Annotated in this window: 18 protein-coding genes and 1 tRNA gene; 17 read left to right on the top strand and 2 right to left on the bottom strand. The window is 40.9% G+C overall.

All coding sequences use genetic code 11. From position 1 onward, the window contains the following. The first annotated feature begins 52 nt into the window (after positions 1 to 52). The 11 genes from rnpA to KJS58_RS04945 all read left to right on the top strand — a co-directional run bounded on the left by rnpA (position 53) and on the right by KJS58_RS04945 (position 11,271). Positions 53 to 409, top strand: coding sequence for a ribonuclease P protein component (gene rnpA, locus KJS58_RS04995; RefSeq protein WP_213530985.1), 357 nt, complete (start codon positions 53 to 55; stop codon positions 407 to 409). A gap of 69 nt (positions 410 to 478) precedes the next feature. Continuing rightward, on the top strand, positions 479 to 1,366 hold the full coding sequence (locus KJS58_RS04990) for a YidC/Oxa1 family membrane protein insertase (RefSeq protein ID WP_213530983.1): 888 nt from the start codon (positions 479 to 481) through the stop codon (positions 1,364 to 1,366). Between the two features lie 63 nt (positions 1,367 to 1,429). Then, positions 1,430 to 2,158, top strand: coding sequence for an RNA-binding cell elongation regulator Jag/EloR (jag, locus tag KJS58_RS04985; protein ID WP_213530981.1), 729 nt, complete (start codon positions 1,430 to 1,432; stop codon positions 2,156 to 2,158). Between the two features lie 150 nt (positions 2,159 to 2,308). Continuing rightward, positions 2,309 to 3,685: a tRNA uridine-5-carboxymethylaminomethyl(34) synthesis GTPase MnmE gene (mnmE, locus tag KJS58_RS04980; RefSeq protein WP_213530979.1), complete on the top strand. Its 1,377-nt coding sequence runs from the start codon at positions 2,309 to 2,311 to the stop codon at positions 3,683 to 3,685. 229 nt (positions 3,686 to 3,914) lie between these two features. Then, positions 3,915 to 5,801 (top strand): tRNA uridine-5-carboxymethylaminomethyl(34) synthesis enzyme MnmG, encoded by a 1,887-nt coding sequence (gene mnmG / locus KJS58_RS04975; protein ID WP_213530977.1) that lies wholly within the window; start codon positions 3,915 to 3,917, stop codon positions 5,799 to 5,801. A 2-nt stretch (positions 5,802 to 5,803) separates the two neighbouring features. Beyond that, positions 5,804 to 6,529, top strand: coding sequence for a 16S rRNA (guanine(527)-N(7))-methyltransferase RsmG (gene rsmG, locus KJS58_RS04970; protein ID WP_213530975.1), 726 nt, complete (start codon positions 5,804 to 5,806; stop codon positions 6,527 to 6,529). A gap of 377 nt (positions 6,530 to 6,906) precedes the next feature. Next, positions 6,907 to 7,725 (top strand): nucleoid occlusion protein, encoded by an 819-nt coding sequence (noc, locus tag KJS58_RS04965; protein ID WP_213530973.1) that lies wholly within the window; start codon positions 6,907 to 6,909, stop codon positions 7,723 to 7,725. Between the two features lie 113 nt (positions 7,726 to 7,838). Beyond that, entirely contained in the window at positions 7,839 to 8,600 is a 762-nt protein-coding gene (locus tag KJS58_RS04960) for a ParA family protein (protein ID WP_213530971.1), read from the top strand. Then, complete coding sequence (locus KJS58_RS04955; protein WP_213530969.1) at positions 8,593 to 9,435, top strand: ParB/RepB/Spo0J family partition protein; 843 nt, start codon at positions 8,593 to 8,595, stop codon at positions 9,433 to 9,435. Before KJS58_RS04960 ends, KJS58_RS04955 begins: the two co-directional genes overlap by 8 nt. Positions 9,436 to 9,591: 156 nt before the next feature. Beyond that, entirely contained in the window at positions 9,592 to 10,746 is a 1,155-nt protein-coding gene (locus KJS58_RS04950; protein WP_213530967.1) for an aminotransferase class V-fold PLP-dependent enzyme, read from the top strand. Positions 10,747 to 10,770: 24 nt separating this feature from the next. Beyond that, positions 10,771 to 11,271, top strand: coding sequence for a DUF4446 family protein (locus KJS58_RS04945; RefSeq protein WP_213530965.1), 501 nt, complete (start codon positions 10,771 to 10,773; stop codon positions 11,269 to 11,271). On the opposite strand, the gene yyaC is transcribed toward KJS58_RS04945, so the two are convergent. After that, positions 11,243 to 11,851, bottom strand: a complete 609-nt coding sequence (yyaC, locus tag KJS58_RS04940; RefSeq protein ID WP_213530963.1) for a spore protease YyaC — start codon at positions 11,849 to 11,851, stop codon at positions 11,243 to 11,245. The genes KJS58_RS04945 and yyaC overlap by 29 nt on opposite strands. Positions 11,852 to 11,958: 107 nt before the next feature. Between yyaC and KJS58_RS04935 the strand changes: the two genes are divergently transcribed. The 4 genes from KJS58_RS04935 (at position 11,959) to KJS58_RS04920 (ending at position 13,576) form a co-directional block, all read left to right on the top strand. Continuing rightward, positions 11,959 to 12,207 (top strand): putative Se/S carrier protein, encoded by a 249-nt coding sequence (locus KJS58_RS04935; RefSeq protein ID WP_213530961.1) that lies wholly within the window; start codon positions 11,959 to 11,961, stop codon positions 12,205 to 12,207. 44 nt (positions 12,208 to 12,251) lie between these two features. Then, entirely contained in the window at positions 12,252 to 13,220 is a 969-nt protein-coding gene (locus tag KJS58_RS04930) for a mechanosensitive ion channel family protein (RefSeq protein WP_213531081.1), read from the top strand. Further along, on the top strand, positions 13,210 to 13,419 hold the full coding sequence (locus KJS58_RS04925) for a DUF951 domain-containing protein (RefSeq protein ID WP_191802385.1): 210 nt from the start codon (positions 13,210 to 13,212) through the stop codon (positions 13,417 to 13,419). Before KJS58_RS04930 ends, KJS58_RS04925 begins: the two co-directional genes overlap by 11 nt. A gap of 65 nt (positions 13,420 to 13,484) precedes the next feature. Next, positions 13,485 to 13,576: transfer RNA gene (locus KJS58_RS04920), tRNA-Ser, on the top strand. 461 nt (positions 13,577 to 14,037) lie between these two features. On the opposite strand, the gene KJS58_RS04915 is transcribed toward KJS58_RS04920, so the two are convergent. Further along, complete coding sequence (locus KJS58_RS04915) at positions 14,038 to 14,232, bottom strand: YjzC family protein (RefSeq protein WP_213530959.1); 195 nt, start codon at positions 14,230 to 14,232, stop codon at positions 14,038 to 14,040. Positions 14,233 to 14,432: 200 nt separating this feature from the next. Here KJS58_RS04915 and rpsF point away from each other — a divergent pair, with 200 nt between their 5' ends. Further along, positions 14,433 to 14,717: a 30S ribosomal protein S6 gene (gene rpsF, locus KJS58_RS04910; RefSeq protein WP_160035531.1), complete on the top strand. Its 285-nt coding sequence runs from the start codon at positions 14,433 to 14,435 to the stop codon at positions 14,715 to 14,717. Between the two features lie 51 nt (positions 14,718 to 14,768). Further along, positions 14,769 to 15,254 (top strand): single-stranded DNA-binding protein, encoded by a 486-nt coding sequence (ssb, locus tag KJS58_RS04905; protein ID WP_213530957.1) that lies wholly within the window; start codon positions 14,769 to 14,771, stop codon positions 15,252 to 15,254. Positions 15,255 to 15,263 lie beyond the last annotated feature (9 nt).

Here is a 15,263-nt window from a genome sequence, read left to right as displayed (position 1 = left end):
GTAACAATGCGTTTATTATATAGAGACGCGTTTTAGCAAGGAGAAGAGATCATTGCATAAAAGATTACGTTTACGAAACCGTGCCGACTTTAGTCGCGTATACCGTTATGGTAAGTCTCAAGCAAACTATCAGTTTGTGGTATATGGATTGCGTCGCAAGGATGTCGAGCAGTTTCGTGTCGGCGTATCTTGCAGCAAAAAAATAGGAAATGCGGTTGTCCGCAATCGCATGCGAAGAATGATTAAAGAAATTATTCGACATCATGAAGCCGAAATTGTTGAAAATATGGATCTCATATTTATCGTAAGAAAGGGAGCAGTTTCGATGAGCTACAAAGAGATGGAGAAAAGCATACTTCATGTCTTGCGTAAAGCTTCGCTGCTCAAGGCAGAAAGGCGCTCGAATTAGCGTTTCTTTGTTCTTCTACTTATGGTATTATTTACGGTGGAATGGATAGGTTAAGAGAGGGGTTATCAAGTGTCTCGACTCAAGTCAATGAAGGGGAAAAAGTGGATTCTCCTGATCGCTGTTATTGCTTTAGTTGCTGTACTATCGGGTTGTACATCTGCTAATACAACTCATGTTACCACAGAAGACCTCAAAAACAGTGGATCTTTTTGGAAAAGCAACGTTGTTTATTGGTTCTCATTATCTTTAGACTCATTAGCTAAGCTGTTTGGTGGAGAATATGGATTGGCAATTCTCGTACTGGTAATTATCGTTCGTACGTTAATCCTTCCACTTACTATTAAACAAGTTAAAAGTTCAAGAAACATGCAAAAGATTCAACCGCTTATTAAGGAAATCCAAACGAAATATAAGGATACCCCTGAAAAAATTCAAGCGGAAACGATGAAGCTATTCCAAGAGCATAAAGTCAATCCGATGGCGGGTTGTTTGCCTCTGATTATCCAGATGCCTATTTATATCGCTCTTTATAACTCGATTCTCTATAACTCAAATATTAATCAGCACACTTTCTTATGGATGGAACTTGGTTCCCCAGATAAATTGTTTATACTTCCTGTGCTTGTTGCCGTATCTATGTTCTTCCAAACATGGTACATGATGAAGCAAAATCCATCACAGCAGCAAGGACCTATGCAGTTTATGCTTTGGGTATATCCAATCCTGATGTTTATCATGTCCTACCAGTTTGCTTCGGCATTGCCGCTCTACTGGTTCTACTCGAACATCTATACCATCATTCAAAACTTCTTCCTCTATCGCAACAACGACAAGCTTGTAGCTGCTACGAATGTTGAAGGAACAAAGAGCTCCTCTAAAAAGAGACAAGCTGGAATGGCTACTACTAATGGCGTAGGATCTCAAGCGAAGAAGAAAAAGAAAAAGAAGAAAAAATAATATAAATAATTCATTGTCCGGTTTATCAGATCAGTAAGTGGCAAAGGAGGCACGGCGTTCCATATGACCACCGTCATTGTGACAGGTAAAACGATAGAAGATGCTGTAGATCAAGGACTGACACAACTTGGTGTCAGTCGAGATTTAGTTACGTTAAACGTCTTAGAACAGCCATCCAGAGGTTTTTTAGGTCTCATTGGTGTTAAGCCAGCCAAAGTAGAATTGACACTTAAGCCAAAACAGGCAGAAGAATCTTTTCATAACGAGCCCGATTCTGCTCTGATCCGTACTTCTGAGCTTACATCTTCAAGATCAACTGAGTTAGATACCAATATATCTAATGATATAGATCCATATGTTGAAGCGAGCAATTTCGTGAAAGAAGCAGCTGCGGGTATGGGTCTTGATGTTGAGATTGAGATCAAAAAAAGCAGGGATGGTAAGATATTCAATATTACCGGAGAAGACCTTGGTCTTATTATTGGACGTAGAGGCCAGACTTTAGATGCTTTGCAATATTTAACGAATATTGTGGCAAACAAACACTCAAGCAGTTTCGTACGGATTATTCTCGATGCGGAGAATTTTAGATTAAGACGCCGCAAGACACTCGAAGAACTTGCAGACCGATTGGCTTCACAGGTGATTCGCACGGGAAAAGAAGTGGTCCTTGAACCCATGCCTTCCCAGGAACGCAAAGTGATTCATGCTAAACTTCAGAATCATCGTCAGGTGAATACAATTAGCAAGGGCGAAGAGCCTAACCGTAGAGTGGTAATTACACTTAAATAAGCTTAATGTGATTTCATGCGATTACGCAATGGCTTCCTGCCCCGTGCAGAAGCCATTGCTTTTTTCGTAATCAGGGTACGTATAATGAATATAACAATCTTGATAACTTGAATATAGATCGTAAGCATTGATACGGGAAGGTGGATATAGATGATTAGTGATACAATAGCAGCTATTTCTACAGCTGTAGGCGAAGCGGGGATTGCTGTCATTAGGGTCAGTGGTCCAGATGCAATCAAAGAAGTAGGTAAGATTGTAAAAAGTAAAACACCACTTGAACAAGCAGAATCTCATACCGTTCATTATGGACATATAATCAACCCACAGACAGAAGAAAAAGTGGAAGAGGTACTTGTCACAGTGATGAGAGCCCCACGTTCCTTCACAACAGAAGATGTTGTAGAGATTAGCTCACACGGTGGTGTTATTTCCGTTAAACGAATTATGGATTTACTGCTTATGCTGGATATCCGAGTGGCAGAACCAGGCGAGTTTACCAAAAGAGCCTTTTTGAATGGAAGAATTGACTTATCTCAAGCCGAAGGTGTTATGGATCTCATTCGTTCTAAGTCAGATCGTGCTTTTTCTGTTGCTTTAAAACAAGTAGGGGGAGCTCTCTCTGCAAAAATACGTGATCTTCGTTATACACTTGTGGAAACAATGGCACATATTGAAGTGAATATTGATTATCCAGAGCATGACGTAGAATCACTCACTTCTGAATTCATCAAAGAAAAATCGTCTCATGTTATGAATGAAATCGATAAGCTGTTAAAAACAGCAGAACAAGGGAAAATATTAAGAGAAGGAATTACAACAGCCATCGTTGGAAGACCTAATGTAGGTAAATCTTCGCTCCTTAATACACTGGCTCAAGATAACCGTGCGATTGTCACAGATATTCCAGGGACAACTCGCGATGTCATTGAAGAGTTTGTAACCATCAATAATATTCCTTTAAAACTGCTGGATACGGCGGGTATTCGGGAAACAATGGATGTTGTTGAGAAGATTGGTGTGGAACGATCTCGGACTGCTTTTACAGAAGCAGATCTGATTCTAATGGTAGTAAATGCGGGAGAACCGCTGCATGAGGATGAGCTCGAACTTTTGGAGCAAATTAAAGGCAGACAGGCCATTGTTATTTTAAATAAAATGGATTTACCAACGAAGATTGACCGGGACATATTAGAACGATATATTGATCCAGAATTAATCGTACCGATGTCTGTAAAAGCGGAAGAAGGTATTGACCTGCTTGAAGAAGCAATATCGAAATTATTCTTTAGCGGGCAATTAGAATCAGCAGATCTAACTTATGTAAGTAATGTACGACATATCTCTCTTCTGAAAAAAGCGAAGCAATCTTTACAGGATGCTTATGAAGCTGCGGAGCAGTTCATTCCGATTGATATGATCCAAATTGATGTGAGATTAGCTTGGGAGCAGCTCGGTGAGATCGTCGGCGATACTGCGCATGATGCTCTAATTGATCAGATATTCTCCCAGTTCTGTTTAGGAAAATAAGGAAGTTATTTATAGACTCACGGGATTCATTATAATCCTTATCATTCCAAATGATTTGAATCAACTCTTATGGAATCCCCGTGTTTTTTGATATAATGAAGTTTAGTGCTTTGTATAAGCACACGGAAATGAACTTGATAAGAAATCTAGAACAGTGAGGTTCTGATTTCGTTTCAATACAGCAGTATAAATTACAGGGAATTATCCCTGAAACAAGGAGGAAGGCACGATGGGATTTGATGGCGGTACATTCGATGTTATTGTCGTTGGTGCAGGTCATGCTGGTGTCGAATCAGCTCTTGCCGCCGCTCGTATGGGCTGCAAAACGCTGATGGTCACTATTAATCTGGATATGGTCGCATTTATGCCATGTAATCCATCGATCGGGGGACCAGCAAAAGGCCATGTAGTCCGTGAAATTGACGCCCTAGGTGGAGAAATGGGCCGCAATACAGACCGAACATTTATTCAAATGAGAATGCTCAATACAGGTAAAGGTCCCGCAGTACATGCGCTTCGAGCGCAGGCAGATAAATTTTCTTACCAGCACACCATGAAAGAAACGTTGGAAATGGAACCGAATCTTACGATGCGCCAAGGCATGGTAGAGCGTTTAATTGTGGAAAATGGAGAGTGTGTCGGTGTCGTTACACAGACAGGATCAGAATACCGTGCTAAATCAGTTGTACTTACAACAGGAACCTACTTACGCGGTAAAGTAATTATGGGTGAACTGATGTATGAGAGCGGGCCAAACAATCAGCAGCCTTCGATTAAGTTATCTGATCATCTTAAAGAGCTTGGTTTTGAACTTGTACGTTTCAAGACAGGGACTCCACCTCGGGTGCATAAGGATACCATCGATTTCAGTAAAACAGAAATTCAACCAGGAGACGATATTCCTAAGTTTTTCTCCTATGAGACGGAAAGCTCAGACAATGAACAATTGCCATGCTGGTTAACGTATACTTCAGCTGAAACACATCAGATTATTACTGATAACCTGCATCGTGCTCCGATGTTCTCGGGTGTGATTGAAGGTACGGGACCACGTTATTGTCCTTCCATTGAAGACAAGATTGTTCGTTTTAGTGATAAACCAAAACATCAAATTTTCCTAGAACCCGAAGGAAAAAACACCAAAGAATATTATGTTCAAGGTTTGTCTACCAGCTTACCTGAAGATGTACAATTAGAAGTATTGCGCTCCGTTCCGGGACTTGAGAATGTACAGATGATGCGTAACGGCTATGCAATCGAATATGATGCTATGGTACCGACGCAGCTTCTTCCTTCGCTTGAGACCAAGCGTCTTCCAGGTTTGTTTACTGCAGGACAAATTAACGGAACTTCTGGTTATGAAGAAGCAGCTGGCCAAGGAATTATGGCCGGAATCAATGCAGCTCGTAAAGCACAAGGGAAAGAAGCGGTTGTTCTAGATCGTTCGCAAGGGTACATTGGTGTTCTTATTGATGATCTGGTGACGAAAGGTACGAATGAGCCATACCGTCTTCTTACTTCGCGGGCTGAGTATCGACTGCTTTTGCGTCATGACAATGCAGACATGAGACTTACTCCACTTGGACACGAGATTGGACTTGTGACGGATGAACGTTATGCTAAATTCCTTAATAAAAAGGAAAAAGTAGAACAGGAGATTGAACGTTTGCGCACTACTCGTACTCGCCCATCAGAAGTAAATGAACTTCTAGCAAGTATAGAGTCAACACCTTTGCAAGATGGAATTTCCCTTCTTACTTTAATGAGACGTCCTGAAGTGAATTATTCATTTATCGAGAGAATCTCACCTTCTCCTTATGATTTAAATGAAGAGATGAAGGAACAAGTGGAAATCCAAATTAAGTATGCGGGTTATATTGAGAAGCAACTCACTCATGTAGAACGTCTGCTGAAAATGGAGAAAAAGAAAATTCCAGATACCATCAATTACAATGAGATTCATGGTCTGGCAATGGAAGCGAAACAAAAGCTAGAAAAAATTCGTCCAATTTCTATCGGTCAAGCTTCCCGGATCTCGGGTGTAACACCGGCAGATATTTCGATATTGCTCGTTTATTTGGAACATTATAATCGGGTTACTGCATCTAGGGGGTAACAATGGATCATATACAGAAGGAATTGCAAGAACGCTTAGCAAAACATCAAATTGAGCTTAGCGAGAAGCAGTTAGAACAATTTGAGATTTATTACAAAGAGCTCGTATCTTGGAATGAGAAAATGAATCTAACCGGTATTACAGAAAGAGAGCAAGTATATACAAAACACTTTTATGATTCTGTGTCACTTGCTTTCTATGTAGGGATGGACGAAGTGAATACCATTGCGGATATTGGGTCTGGAGCTGGTTTCCCTGGTATTCCGCTGAAGATTTGTTTTCCTCATTTGAAGCTGACGATTATTGATTCTTTGAATAAACGGATTAATTTTTTACAGCATCTTGTTGACGCTCTTGGACTTGAAAATGTGGAGCTTATTCATGGGCGAGCCGAGGAAATCGGAAGAAAAGCGGGTTACCGGGATCATTATGACCTTGTTACTGCTCGTGCTGTTGCCAGGCTTGCGGTACTTAATGAATTTTGTTTACCTTTTGTCCGTAAAGACGGAATGTTTGCAGCAATGAAGGGTAGCGATCCTACTGCAGAATTGACAGAAGCGGCATACAGTTTAAAGGAGTTAAAAGGTAAACTCATAGAGACTCATGCTTTCCAATTACCCGTGGAAGAGTCAGCAAGGCATATGATTTTAATCCGTAAGATAGCAAACACGCCGAAGATGTATCCTAGAAAACCAGGAACACCATTAAAGACACCACTTGTTAAATAAAAAAAAGGGAATGTTTCACGTGAAACATTCCCTTTTTTTGTTTTTTTTCAAGCAATCTACCTTCCCAGAAGAAGAAATAATACCATATTTTAACTGTATAAAAACATGGCTCAAAAGCAACAAACACTATGAAAATGATAGAAGTCAATTTTCCTTAAAATGAGATAAAATTCACTGCCAAACAATAGGATTATGGAAGAAAAAGTGATAGAATAGAGGGAGTAGTTTCTTCGTACAGATAGAGTCTAAACGTCATAGAACATAATCCTATACATAAAGAAGACGGCTTAGCCTAGTTGCAACACGGAATCGAAGAGAGAACAGTCAATGAAGTGCCTAAAGCGGCACTATTTTGAATTTAGGTGGTAATCTACGGAATGAAAGAACAATTTTCGAAGTTGTTTGGTTTGACGGAACGCAGTAACGGGGAAGAAGTAAAACAAATTCCGATCGACGAAATTGTGAGCAGCCCGTATCAGCCCCGTACGATTTTTGATGACGAGAAGATTGAAGAATTATGCCAAACGATTAAAACCCATGGCGTTATTCAGCCGATTGTGGTTCGCGTTCGGAACGGCCAATATGAAATCATTGCTGGGGAGAGACGCTGGCGTGCCGTTAGGAAACTGGGCATGGAACATATCCCTGCTATTGTACGTGAATTTAATGATTCCCAAGCAGCTTCAATAGCACTTATTGAAAATCTACAGCGTGAAGGGCTGACAGCGATTGAAGAAGCAGTGGCATATCAAAAGCTGATTGACTTGCACCAGTTAACACAAGAAAGTCTGGCGCAGCGCCTTGGAAAAAGCCAATCCACAATAGCAAACAAAATTCGCTTGCTGCATTTACCTGAAGAAGTGAAGTTGGCTCTTATGGAACGGAAAATATCAGAGCGACATGCGAGAGCACTACTTTCCCTAGATCGTTTGGAGATCCAATTAAAAATTCTCGAAGAAATCATCACTAAAGAATTGAATGTAAAACAAACGGAAGCAAGGGTTGCTTTCTACAAAGAATCTTCTAAGATTAAGAAGTCAAAACGGATTTCTTTTACAAAAGATGTTAGACTCGCTTTGAACACAATTAGACAATCCATTGATATGGTGTCAGACTCGGGCCTCGACATCAAAACAAAAGAATCTGATCATGAAGATCATTATGAAATAGTAATTCAAATTCCGAAACGTAAATAATGAACATACAGCGGCTCAAGTGCCGCTTTTTCTATCTAGTTCATTCTAGCTTTTGCGCCGATATCTATTATCTCGTACCCCTAAGGAATGACTCCTATACTGAGGTGAACAAAGTGTCAAAGATTATTGCCGTAGCAAACCAGAAGGGCGGAGTAGGTAAAACAACGTCTTCTGTTAATCTGGGTGCAGGATTGGCTTCACTTGGCAAGCGTGTACTTCTTGTAGATATAGATCCCCAAGGCAACACAACTAGCGGTGTGGGTGTTAATAAAGCAGATGTTGCTTATTGTATCTACGATGTGCTCATTGAAGAGATACATCCTAGAGAAGCAATTGTCGAAACGAATATCCCGGGACTTCATCTGATTCCCGCAACAATTCAGCTCGCTGGAGCTGAAATTGAACTTGTATCTACCATTTCTCGTGAAGTTCGTCTGAAGAAATCTCTGCAGATGATTAAACATGAGTATGACTATATCTTGATTGATTGTCCTCCTTCACTTGGGATGCTTACAATTAACTCACTGACTGCATCCGATTCTGTTATTATTCCAATTCAGTGTGAATATTACGCCCTCGAAGGTTTAAGTCAGCTCCTAAATACGGTTAGGCTTGTACAAAAGCATCTGAATACTTCTCTCCAAATTGAAGGTGTGCTGCTTACAATGTTTGATGCTCGCACTAACTTAGGGATTCAAGTTATAGAAGAAGTCAAAAAGTATTTTCAACAAAAAGTTTATAGAACGATTATTCCGCGCAATATTAGACTTAGTGAAGCACCATCACATGGACAGTCTATTATTACGTATGATCCTCGCTCAAGAGGAGCTGAAGTTTATCTAGAGTTGGCAAAGGAAGTGATTTCATATGAGTAAGCGTTTAGGTAAAGGCTTGGATGCACTTCTACCTTCGCTTTCGATCAACGATGATGACAAAGTTGTGGAGATACCACTCAGCCAGCTTCGCGCAAATCCTTATCAGCCTAGAAAAACATTTGATGAAGAGTCCATAAAAGAACTGGCTGAATCTATTCGCCAGCACGGAGTTATTCAACCGATTATTGTTCGCAGTGTGCTTAAAGGGTATGAAATTATAGCTGGTGAGAGGCGTTTTCGTGCATCTCAATATTGCGGTAAATCAACAGTTCCAGCGGTAGTTCGCAACTTTTCAGAACAGCAAGTCATGGAAATTGCACTTATTGAAAACCTGCAACGTGAAAACCTAAATGCAATGGAAGTGGCTGTAGCTTATCAAGGTCTTATGGATCAGTTTTCTCTAACTCAAGAAGAACTGTCTATGAAAGTTGGTAAATCAAGATCTCATATTGCTAACTTTCTGCGGTTGTTAACTTTACCGGAGGAAGTAAAAGATTATGTTTCACGTGGAACATTATCCATGGGCCATGCAAGGGCTATTGTTGGTCTGAAGGATCAAAAGGTAATAAAGGAACTAGCAGAGGAATGTATCCAGAAGCAATGGAGCGTTAGAGAACTTGAAGAAGCTGTTCAACAATTGGATCGTAAGGGAAACGAAAGTAAATCTAAGCCTAAGCAGAAGAGAAGAGACCCTTATATTGAAACAGTTGAGGAAAGTCTGCGTGATCGTTTCAAGACAACGGTAAAGATTAAGGATCATAAGGAAAAAGGAAAGATCGAACTAAATTATTACAGCAAACAAGATTTAGAGAGACTTTTAGAATTACTTCAATAAATGGACTTCTCGAATGATCTACATGTCTAACCTATCATCAATACACATGAATATGAGGGTAATGGGTAAGTAAGTCTTTAGTGTAATGACATATCGTCCTCTTACCTCAGGTAGGAAGAAAAGATATGTCATTTTCTTTTGTAGAGGAGTAGGGGAATGAAAAAAATCATATATTTGGATCACGCTGCTACCTCATGGCCGAAGCCAGAAACAGTAAAAGAAGCGATGATTCAGGCAATGGAAACAGCAGGCGCAAACCCAGGCAGGGGAAGTCATCAAATGTCTGTTAACGCAAGTCGGGTATTATTTAATACTCGCCGTGCTATTGCAAAGCTGTTTAGGATTCATAATCCAAATGATATCGTACTTACTTCTAATACTACAATGAGTTTAAATTTAGCTATAAGAGGAATTTTGGAACCAGGCGATCATGTAATTACAACAATGATGGAACATAATTCTGTAAGAAGACCTTTAGAATACTTAAAATCTCTCGGGCAGATTGAAGTGGATTATCTTCCGCTTACGGATGAAGGTCAAATATCTATCGATATGCTCGAGAGCCGAATTCGTCCTCATACCAAATTAGTAGCAGTAACTCATAGTTCTAATCTGCTAGGAAGTATTCTTCCATTGCAAGAAATCAGTGCTGTTACTCGGAAATACGGGATCCCTTTGCTCGTCGATGCCGCTCAGAGTGCGGGAGTGCTGCATATTGATGTAGAGAAGATGGGTATTGATATGTTGGCTTTTCCAGGACATAAAGGTTTGCTTGGGCCGCAAGGAACAGGTGGTCTTTACATTCATCCTGATCTCGACGTGAAGCCACTGCTTTACGGAGGGACAGGCAGCCAATCGGAAGTAATAGGCCAACCGACGGTTAGACCTGACCGTTATGAATCAGGTACACCAAATGTGGTGGGTTATGCTGGTTTAATGGCAGGAATAGAGCAAGTATTATCCTTGACGATAGATTATATCTATGAACATGAGTGGTCATTATCTCAATATCTAATAGAGGGATTAGAAAAGGTACCGGGAGCACATATTCTTGGTCCAAGAAAAGGGTGCCCAAGAAGCGGACTTGTATCTTTTAATATAGAAAACGTGGATTCTGCCGAATTAGCTTTCCGGCTTGACCGGGAATACAGTATCGCAGTACGCTCGGGATATCACTGTACCCCGCTAGCACATGAAAGTGCAGGAACTTTAGATCGAGGAGCAGTAAGAGCTAGTTTTGGTGTAAACTCAACCGAGGCAGAAGTGTCGGCGCTGCTCGCAGCTGTCCACCATCTTGCCAGTAGATCTTAATTAATAGAGGAGTAGGAACAATAAATGACAGATATGAATGAACTGATCCTGGAACAATTGCCTATTATTATTTTTGGTATTTTGTTAATTGTTCTTGTTCTTTTAATCATGATGATTGTCCAAACTGTAAAAATGCGTAGACTTCGTAAAAATTACGATAACTTAATGTCTAGTACAGGAGTGGAAGATTTAGAGTCCTTACTTTTTCAGCTTAAAGTTCAGATGGATTCCATTGAGGATATGCAGGCTGAGAACAAAGATGAAATTACAAAGGCACTAACGAAATTGAATCAAGTTCAAGGGAAAATAGGGGTAAAACGTTATAATGCTTATGGAGAGCGGGGGACGGATTTGAGTTTCTCTGTCGCCATGCTGAATGAACAGAGCGATGGACTTGTGTTAACAGGGTTATATAATCGGGATGGTTCTTATGTATATGCAAAGCCCCTAAAAGGGGGAGAATCAACGTATTCCTTATCAAACGAGGAAAAAGAAGCTATTGTTCTTGCACAGCAAGAAGCGTAACACGTTTATGCCATTCTGTAAGTGCATCATATAAACTGTGGGAGATCACCTCTGCCATGCGAACGACAAGACTAAGCCGAGTATTCTGAAGTACGAAATACTCCATAAAGCCGCCGACGTTAACGATACCCGTCAAATGGATATCGCCAACCGGCGGTAATTCTTTATTTACACCTGCTCCTGGGCGAAGCGGTCCTGCGGATACTTGGATGCAGCCTACACTAGAAGATTGTCCAAGACAGGCATCGATACCAATGACATAGGGGTCAGCGTGTGTGGAATAAATTACATCAAGCGTATCTTGCAGATTCATTGCATGAACGGGTTCCTCTAGTGTACCGTATAGGTGGTAAATGGAACTCTTTAGCTTGGATAGAGAAGTACCCACGAGAGGACCAAGACAATCCCCTGTTGAGCGATCCGTTCCAATACAAACGATGACAATTTCTTTATGGGCAGGTGCCTGAAATAGATGGAATAGTAAGCGGTGGACAATGGCTGATGCAATACCTGGATCCGTATGGGGTATTTTCAGGCCAGGCATGTCCTGTGAAGATAAAGCTTTTGGATTACGATTCATAGTCGCACTATCTTCCTTTCGTGCTTGGAATAGTAGTACTAGTATATGGAAGAATGCTGGTTTTTATACTTCAATTCACTAGACCATCATAGATAAGGAGTATTCGAATGGATACGTGGCTTACGATTGCTTTTGACTCAACACAGCAAGCGATCTATGCAGAAATGCTGCTAGAGTATGCGGAAGTTGAGATCGATACCTATCCTACCCCGAAAGAGATAACTGCAGGCTGTGCTTTATCAATTCAGTTCCCTGAGCAATTTCTGGACAAAGTAAAGTATGTTATCATGACAGAGAAAGTTGAAATACGCGGTATTTTTCGAAAAGAAGGCACCGGGTATATAGAAATTATATAGAGATCGTTTACTAAAGAGGTGAATAAAGAGTGGATTGGCCGTTAATGTTATTGACTGGTGCAACAAATGCACCGAAAGAACCAGATACTGGAAAAGTTGAAGAAACGGTTGAGGAAGCCGTGAGCTGGGTTCAGAAAATTACAGATGGTATATGGAATTGGTTCACCGACGCAGATATGTGGATTGGCTACGCGGGTGTACTGTTACAGATTATTATTGTATTTGTTTTAACACGGATTGCTATTAAATTACTGCATGGAATTATTGATAGATCTTTACTGAATAATGACGCTGATAGAAGAATAAGACTGAATACGCGAAGAGTAAATACGGTTGGAGAACTTTTGAAAAATGTAGTCTCCATGGTATGTAACTTTATACTGGTACTGCTTATTCTTAGTCAGATGGGTGTCAATCTTGGACCTGTGTTAGCTAGTGCTGGGGTACTTGGACTCGCCATTGGTTTTGGTGCACAAAGTTTAGTCAAAGACGTGATCACTGGATTCTTCATTATATTTGAAGATCAATTTGCGGTTGGTGATGTCATTCAAACAGGGACCTTAAAAGGTACGGTGGAGATGATTGGACTAAGAACAACCAAGATTGTTAGTTTTACTGGCGAGGTTCATATCATTCCTAACGGAGGAATTACCACAGTTACTAACTTCTCCATGGCTAACTCAAGAGCGGTTGTAGATATTCCGATGAAAGGGGAAGAACGACTCGGGGAAGCAATGCGGCTTGTAAAAGAGGCTGTACGCGATCTGCCAGAACGTAATACAAATGTACTGACTGTTCCTGAGGTTGTTGGGATTCAGTCTATGACAACATCTGAGTATGTGATCCGTGTTGTAGCTGAGTGTCTACCGAATATGAACAATGCTGTGCAGCGTGACATTCAGATGGATGTGAAGGAAGCTCTCGAATATCAAGAAACCGTTCGTATGGCTGAGTTAGAGAGTGCCGCATCAAGGGAAGATGATGAGACAGGAGATGGATCAGGTGGAGCGTAAAATTTATGGTCTTGGAGACATCGTGCAGATGAAGAAACCACACCCTTGCGGAAGCAATGAGATGGAGATCATACGTATGGGAATGGATATCCGTATTAAGTGTGTTGGATGTAAGCATAGTGTGCTTGTTCCTAGAGCAAAATTCGAAAAAAACTTCAAAAAAGTACTTCGCTCATCTGAAGAGCCTCAGTCAGAATAAGAAGCAGACTGGGGCAATCTCTTCTTGCTATTAGAAGACTTTTTTGATATAATGAATCTTGCTGCGGAAAGGTACCCAAGAGGTTATAAGGGGACTGACTCGAAATCAGTTAGGCGCCTTGCGGCGTGCGAGGGTTCGAATCCCTCTCTTTCCGCCATTTAACTAAATGATTGAACCTAACCTAAAAATACGGACGCACCTCTTACGTTTACAACGTAAGAGGTTTTTTCGTGTATGTGGATTTTTGCTGCTATTCGTTACAGATGCTTAGTTTCGAAGATGCTTAATTTAGAGAAACCAAAAAAGGACCCTAAAAGGGTCCTTCTCGGAAGGCAGTACGTTATGGTAAAGAAAACATCTTCACGTAACAATTCGTAAGAAACTCGGTGTACTGCCAGGCAATACCAGTGCATCTGAATCCATTTATTTCATCTTCCGCACATTACCTTCCGCTTCTATTTGCCACGATCAAGACCCTCCTCTAAGCGAATGTCCGGCTCGGTTTTCAAATCATCCAACGGAACCACACCTCTCCTTGAGCACTGCCTTAACTGTATTATGTCCGGTAATGAGAAAAATAAACGTGAGTTACAAATGATTTTGTTTAGTTATTAATGATTAATGAACCCGGGCTTTGGTAAGCTTCTTCCATTTACGATCTTTATTCGTTGTTTCCGGGAACGCCTCGCCCTTTTTCAGCTTAACTCGTTTGGGGTTATTGATCTCTGTGTGAAAACTGGCCTCCCCAACCTCAGTATATTCGCCGTCATTTGGTGCTTTGTCTCCTGGTTCGAATTCAGTTCTTTCACCCATTCGTATCCCTCCTTATATTGTAGTGCTTAATTATTGTGTGCAGATTCCATTACAATCATGTTGGGGAATCTGATGGTAAAAGAGAACATGTGCTTGCACTCATATGATGAAAATGTTATATTGGAGTGGTGCGAGTTTATTCTCGTTCCTTGCTCTCAGCTAAGCTAGAGGGCCTTATGTCCATAAGGAGGTGTATAGTTATGCGCAAATACGAAGTGATGTACATTATTCGTCCTGATATTGAACAAGAAGCTGTTCAAGCTGCAGTCGAAAAATTCCAAGGCATCATCTCCAATGGCGGGGAAATTACAAAACATGATGTTTTGGGTAAACGCCGTCTTGCGTATGAGATTAAGAAATTCCGTGATGGTCACTATGTGTTGGTTAACTTCAACGCTGAACCAGCTGTCGTTTCCGAGTTGGAACGTCTCATGAAAATTTCTGACGAAGTAATTCGTTATCTCATCACGAACGATGTTGCTTAATCCGTAAAACATGATTTTTGTAATAATTACGCTCAGAAGGAGGGGATTAGATTGTTGAACCGAGTCATTCTGATTGGCCGGTTAACCCGTGACCCTGAATTACGTTATACTCCTGCTGGAGTAGCCGTGACTCAATTCACACTTGCTGTAGACCGTCCGTTTACAAGTCAAGGTGGAGAACGGGAAGCTGATTTTATACCGGTCGTTACCTGGAGACAGCTAGCGGAAACTTGTGCAAATTATTTGCGTAAAGGCCGTCTAACAGCCGTCGAGGGACGCATTCAAGTACGTAATTATGAGAATAACGAAGGTAAACGTGTATACGTTACTGAAGTTATCGCTGATAATGTTCGTTTCTTGGAATCTAGCCGTGATGGTGGCAACACAAATAGCGGTGGAACTGTGCGTGAAGAGCCTTCATTCGGAGGCAGCGGCAACGGTAACCGAGGGAACAACAATTTCTCACGGAACAATCAGGATCCTTTTTCGGATGACGGTAAACCGATTGATATTTCGGATGATGATTTGCCATTTTAATTAGGAAGG

The organism is Paenibacillus sp. J45TS6 (genome assembly GCF_018403285.1).
Classification (GTDB): Bacteria; Bacillota; Bacilli; order Paenibacillales; family Paenibacillaceae; genus Paenibacillus.
This window is presented reverse-complemented; position numbering and strand designations above follow the sequence as displayed.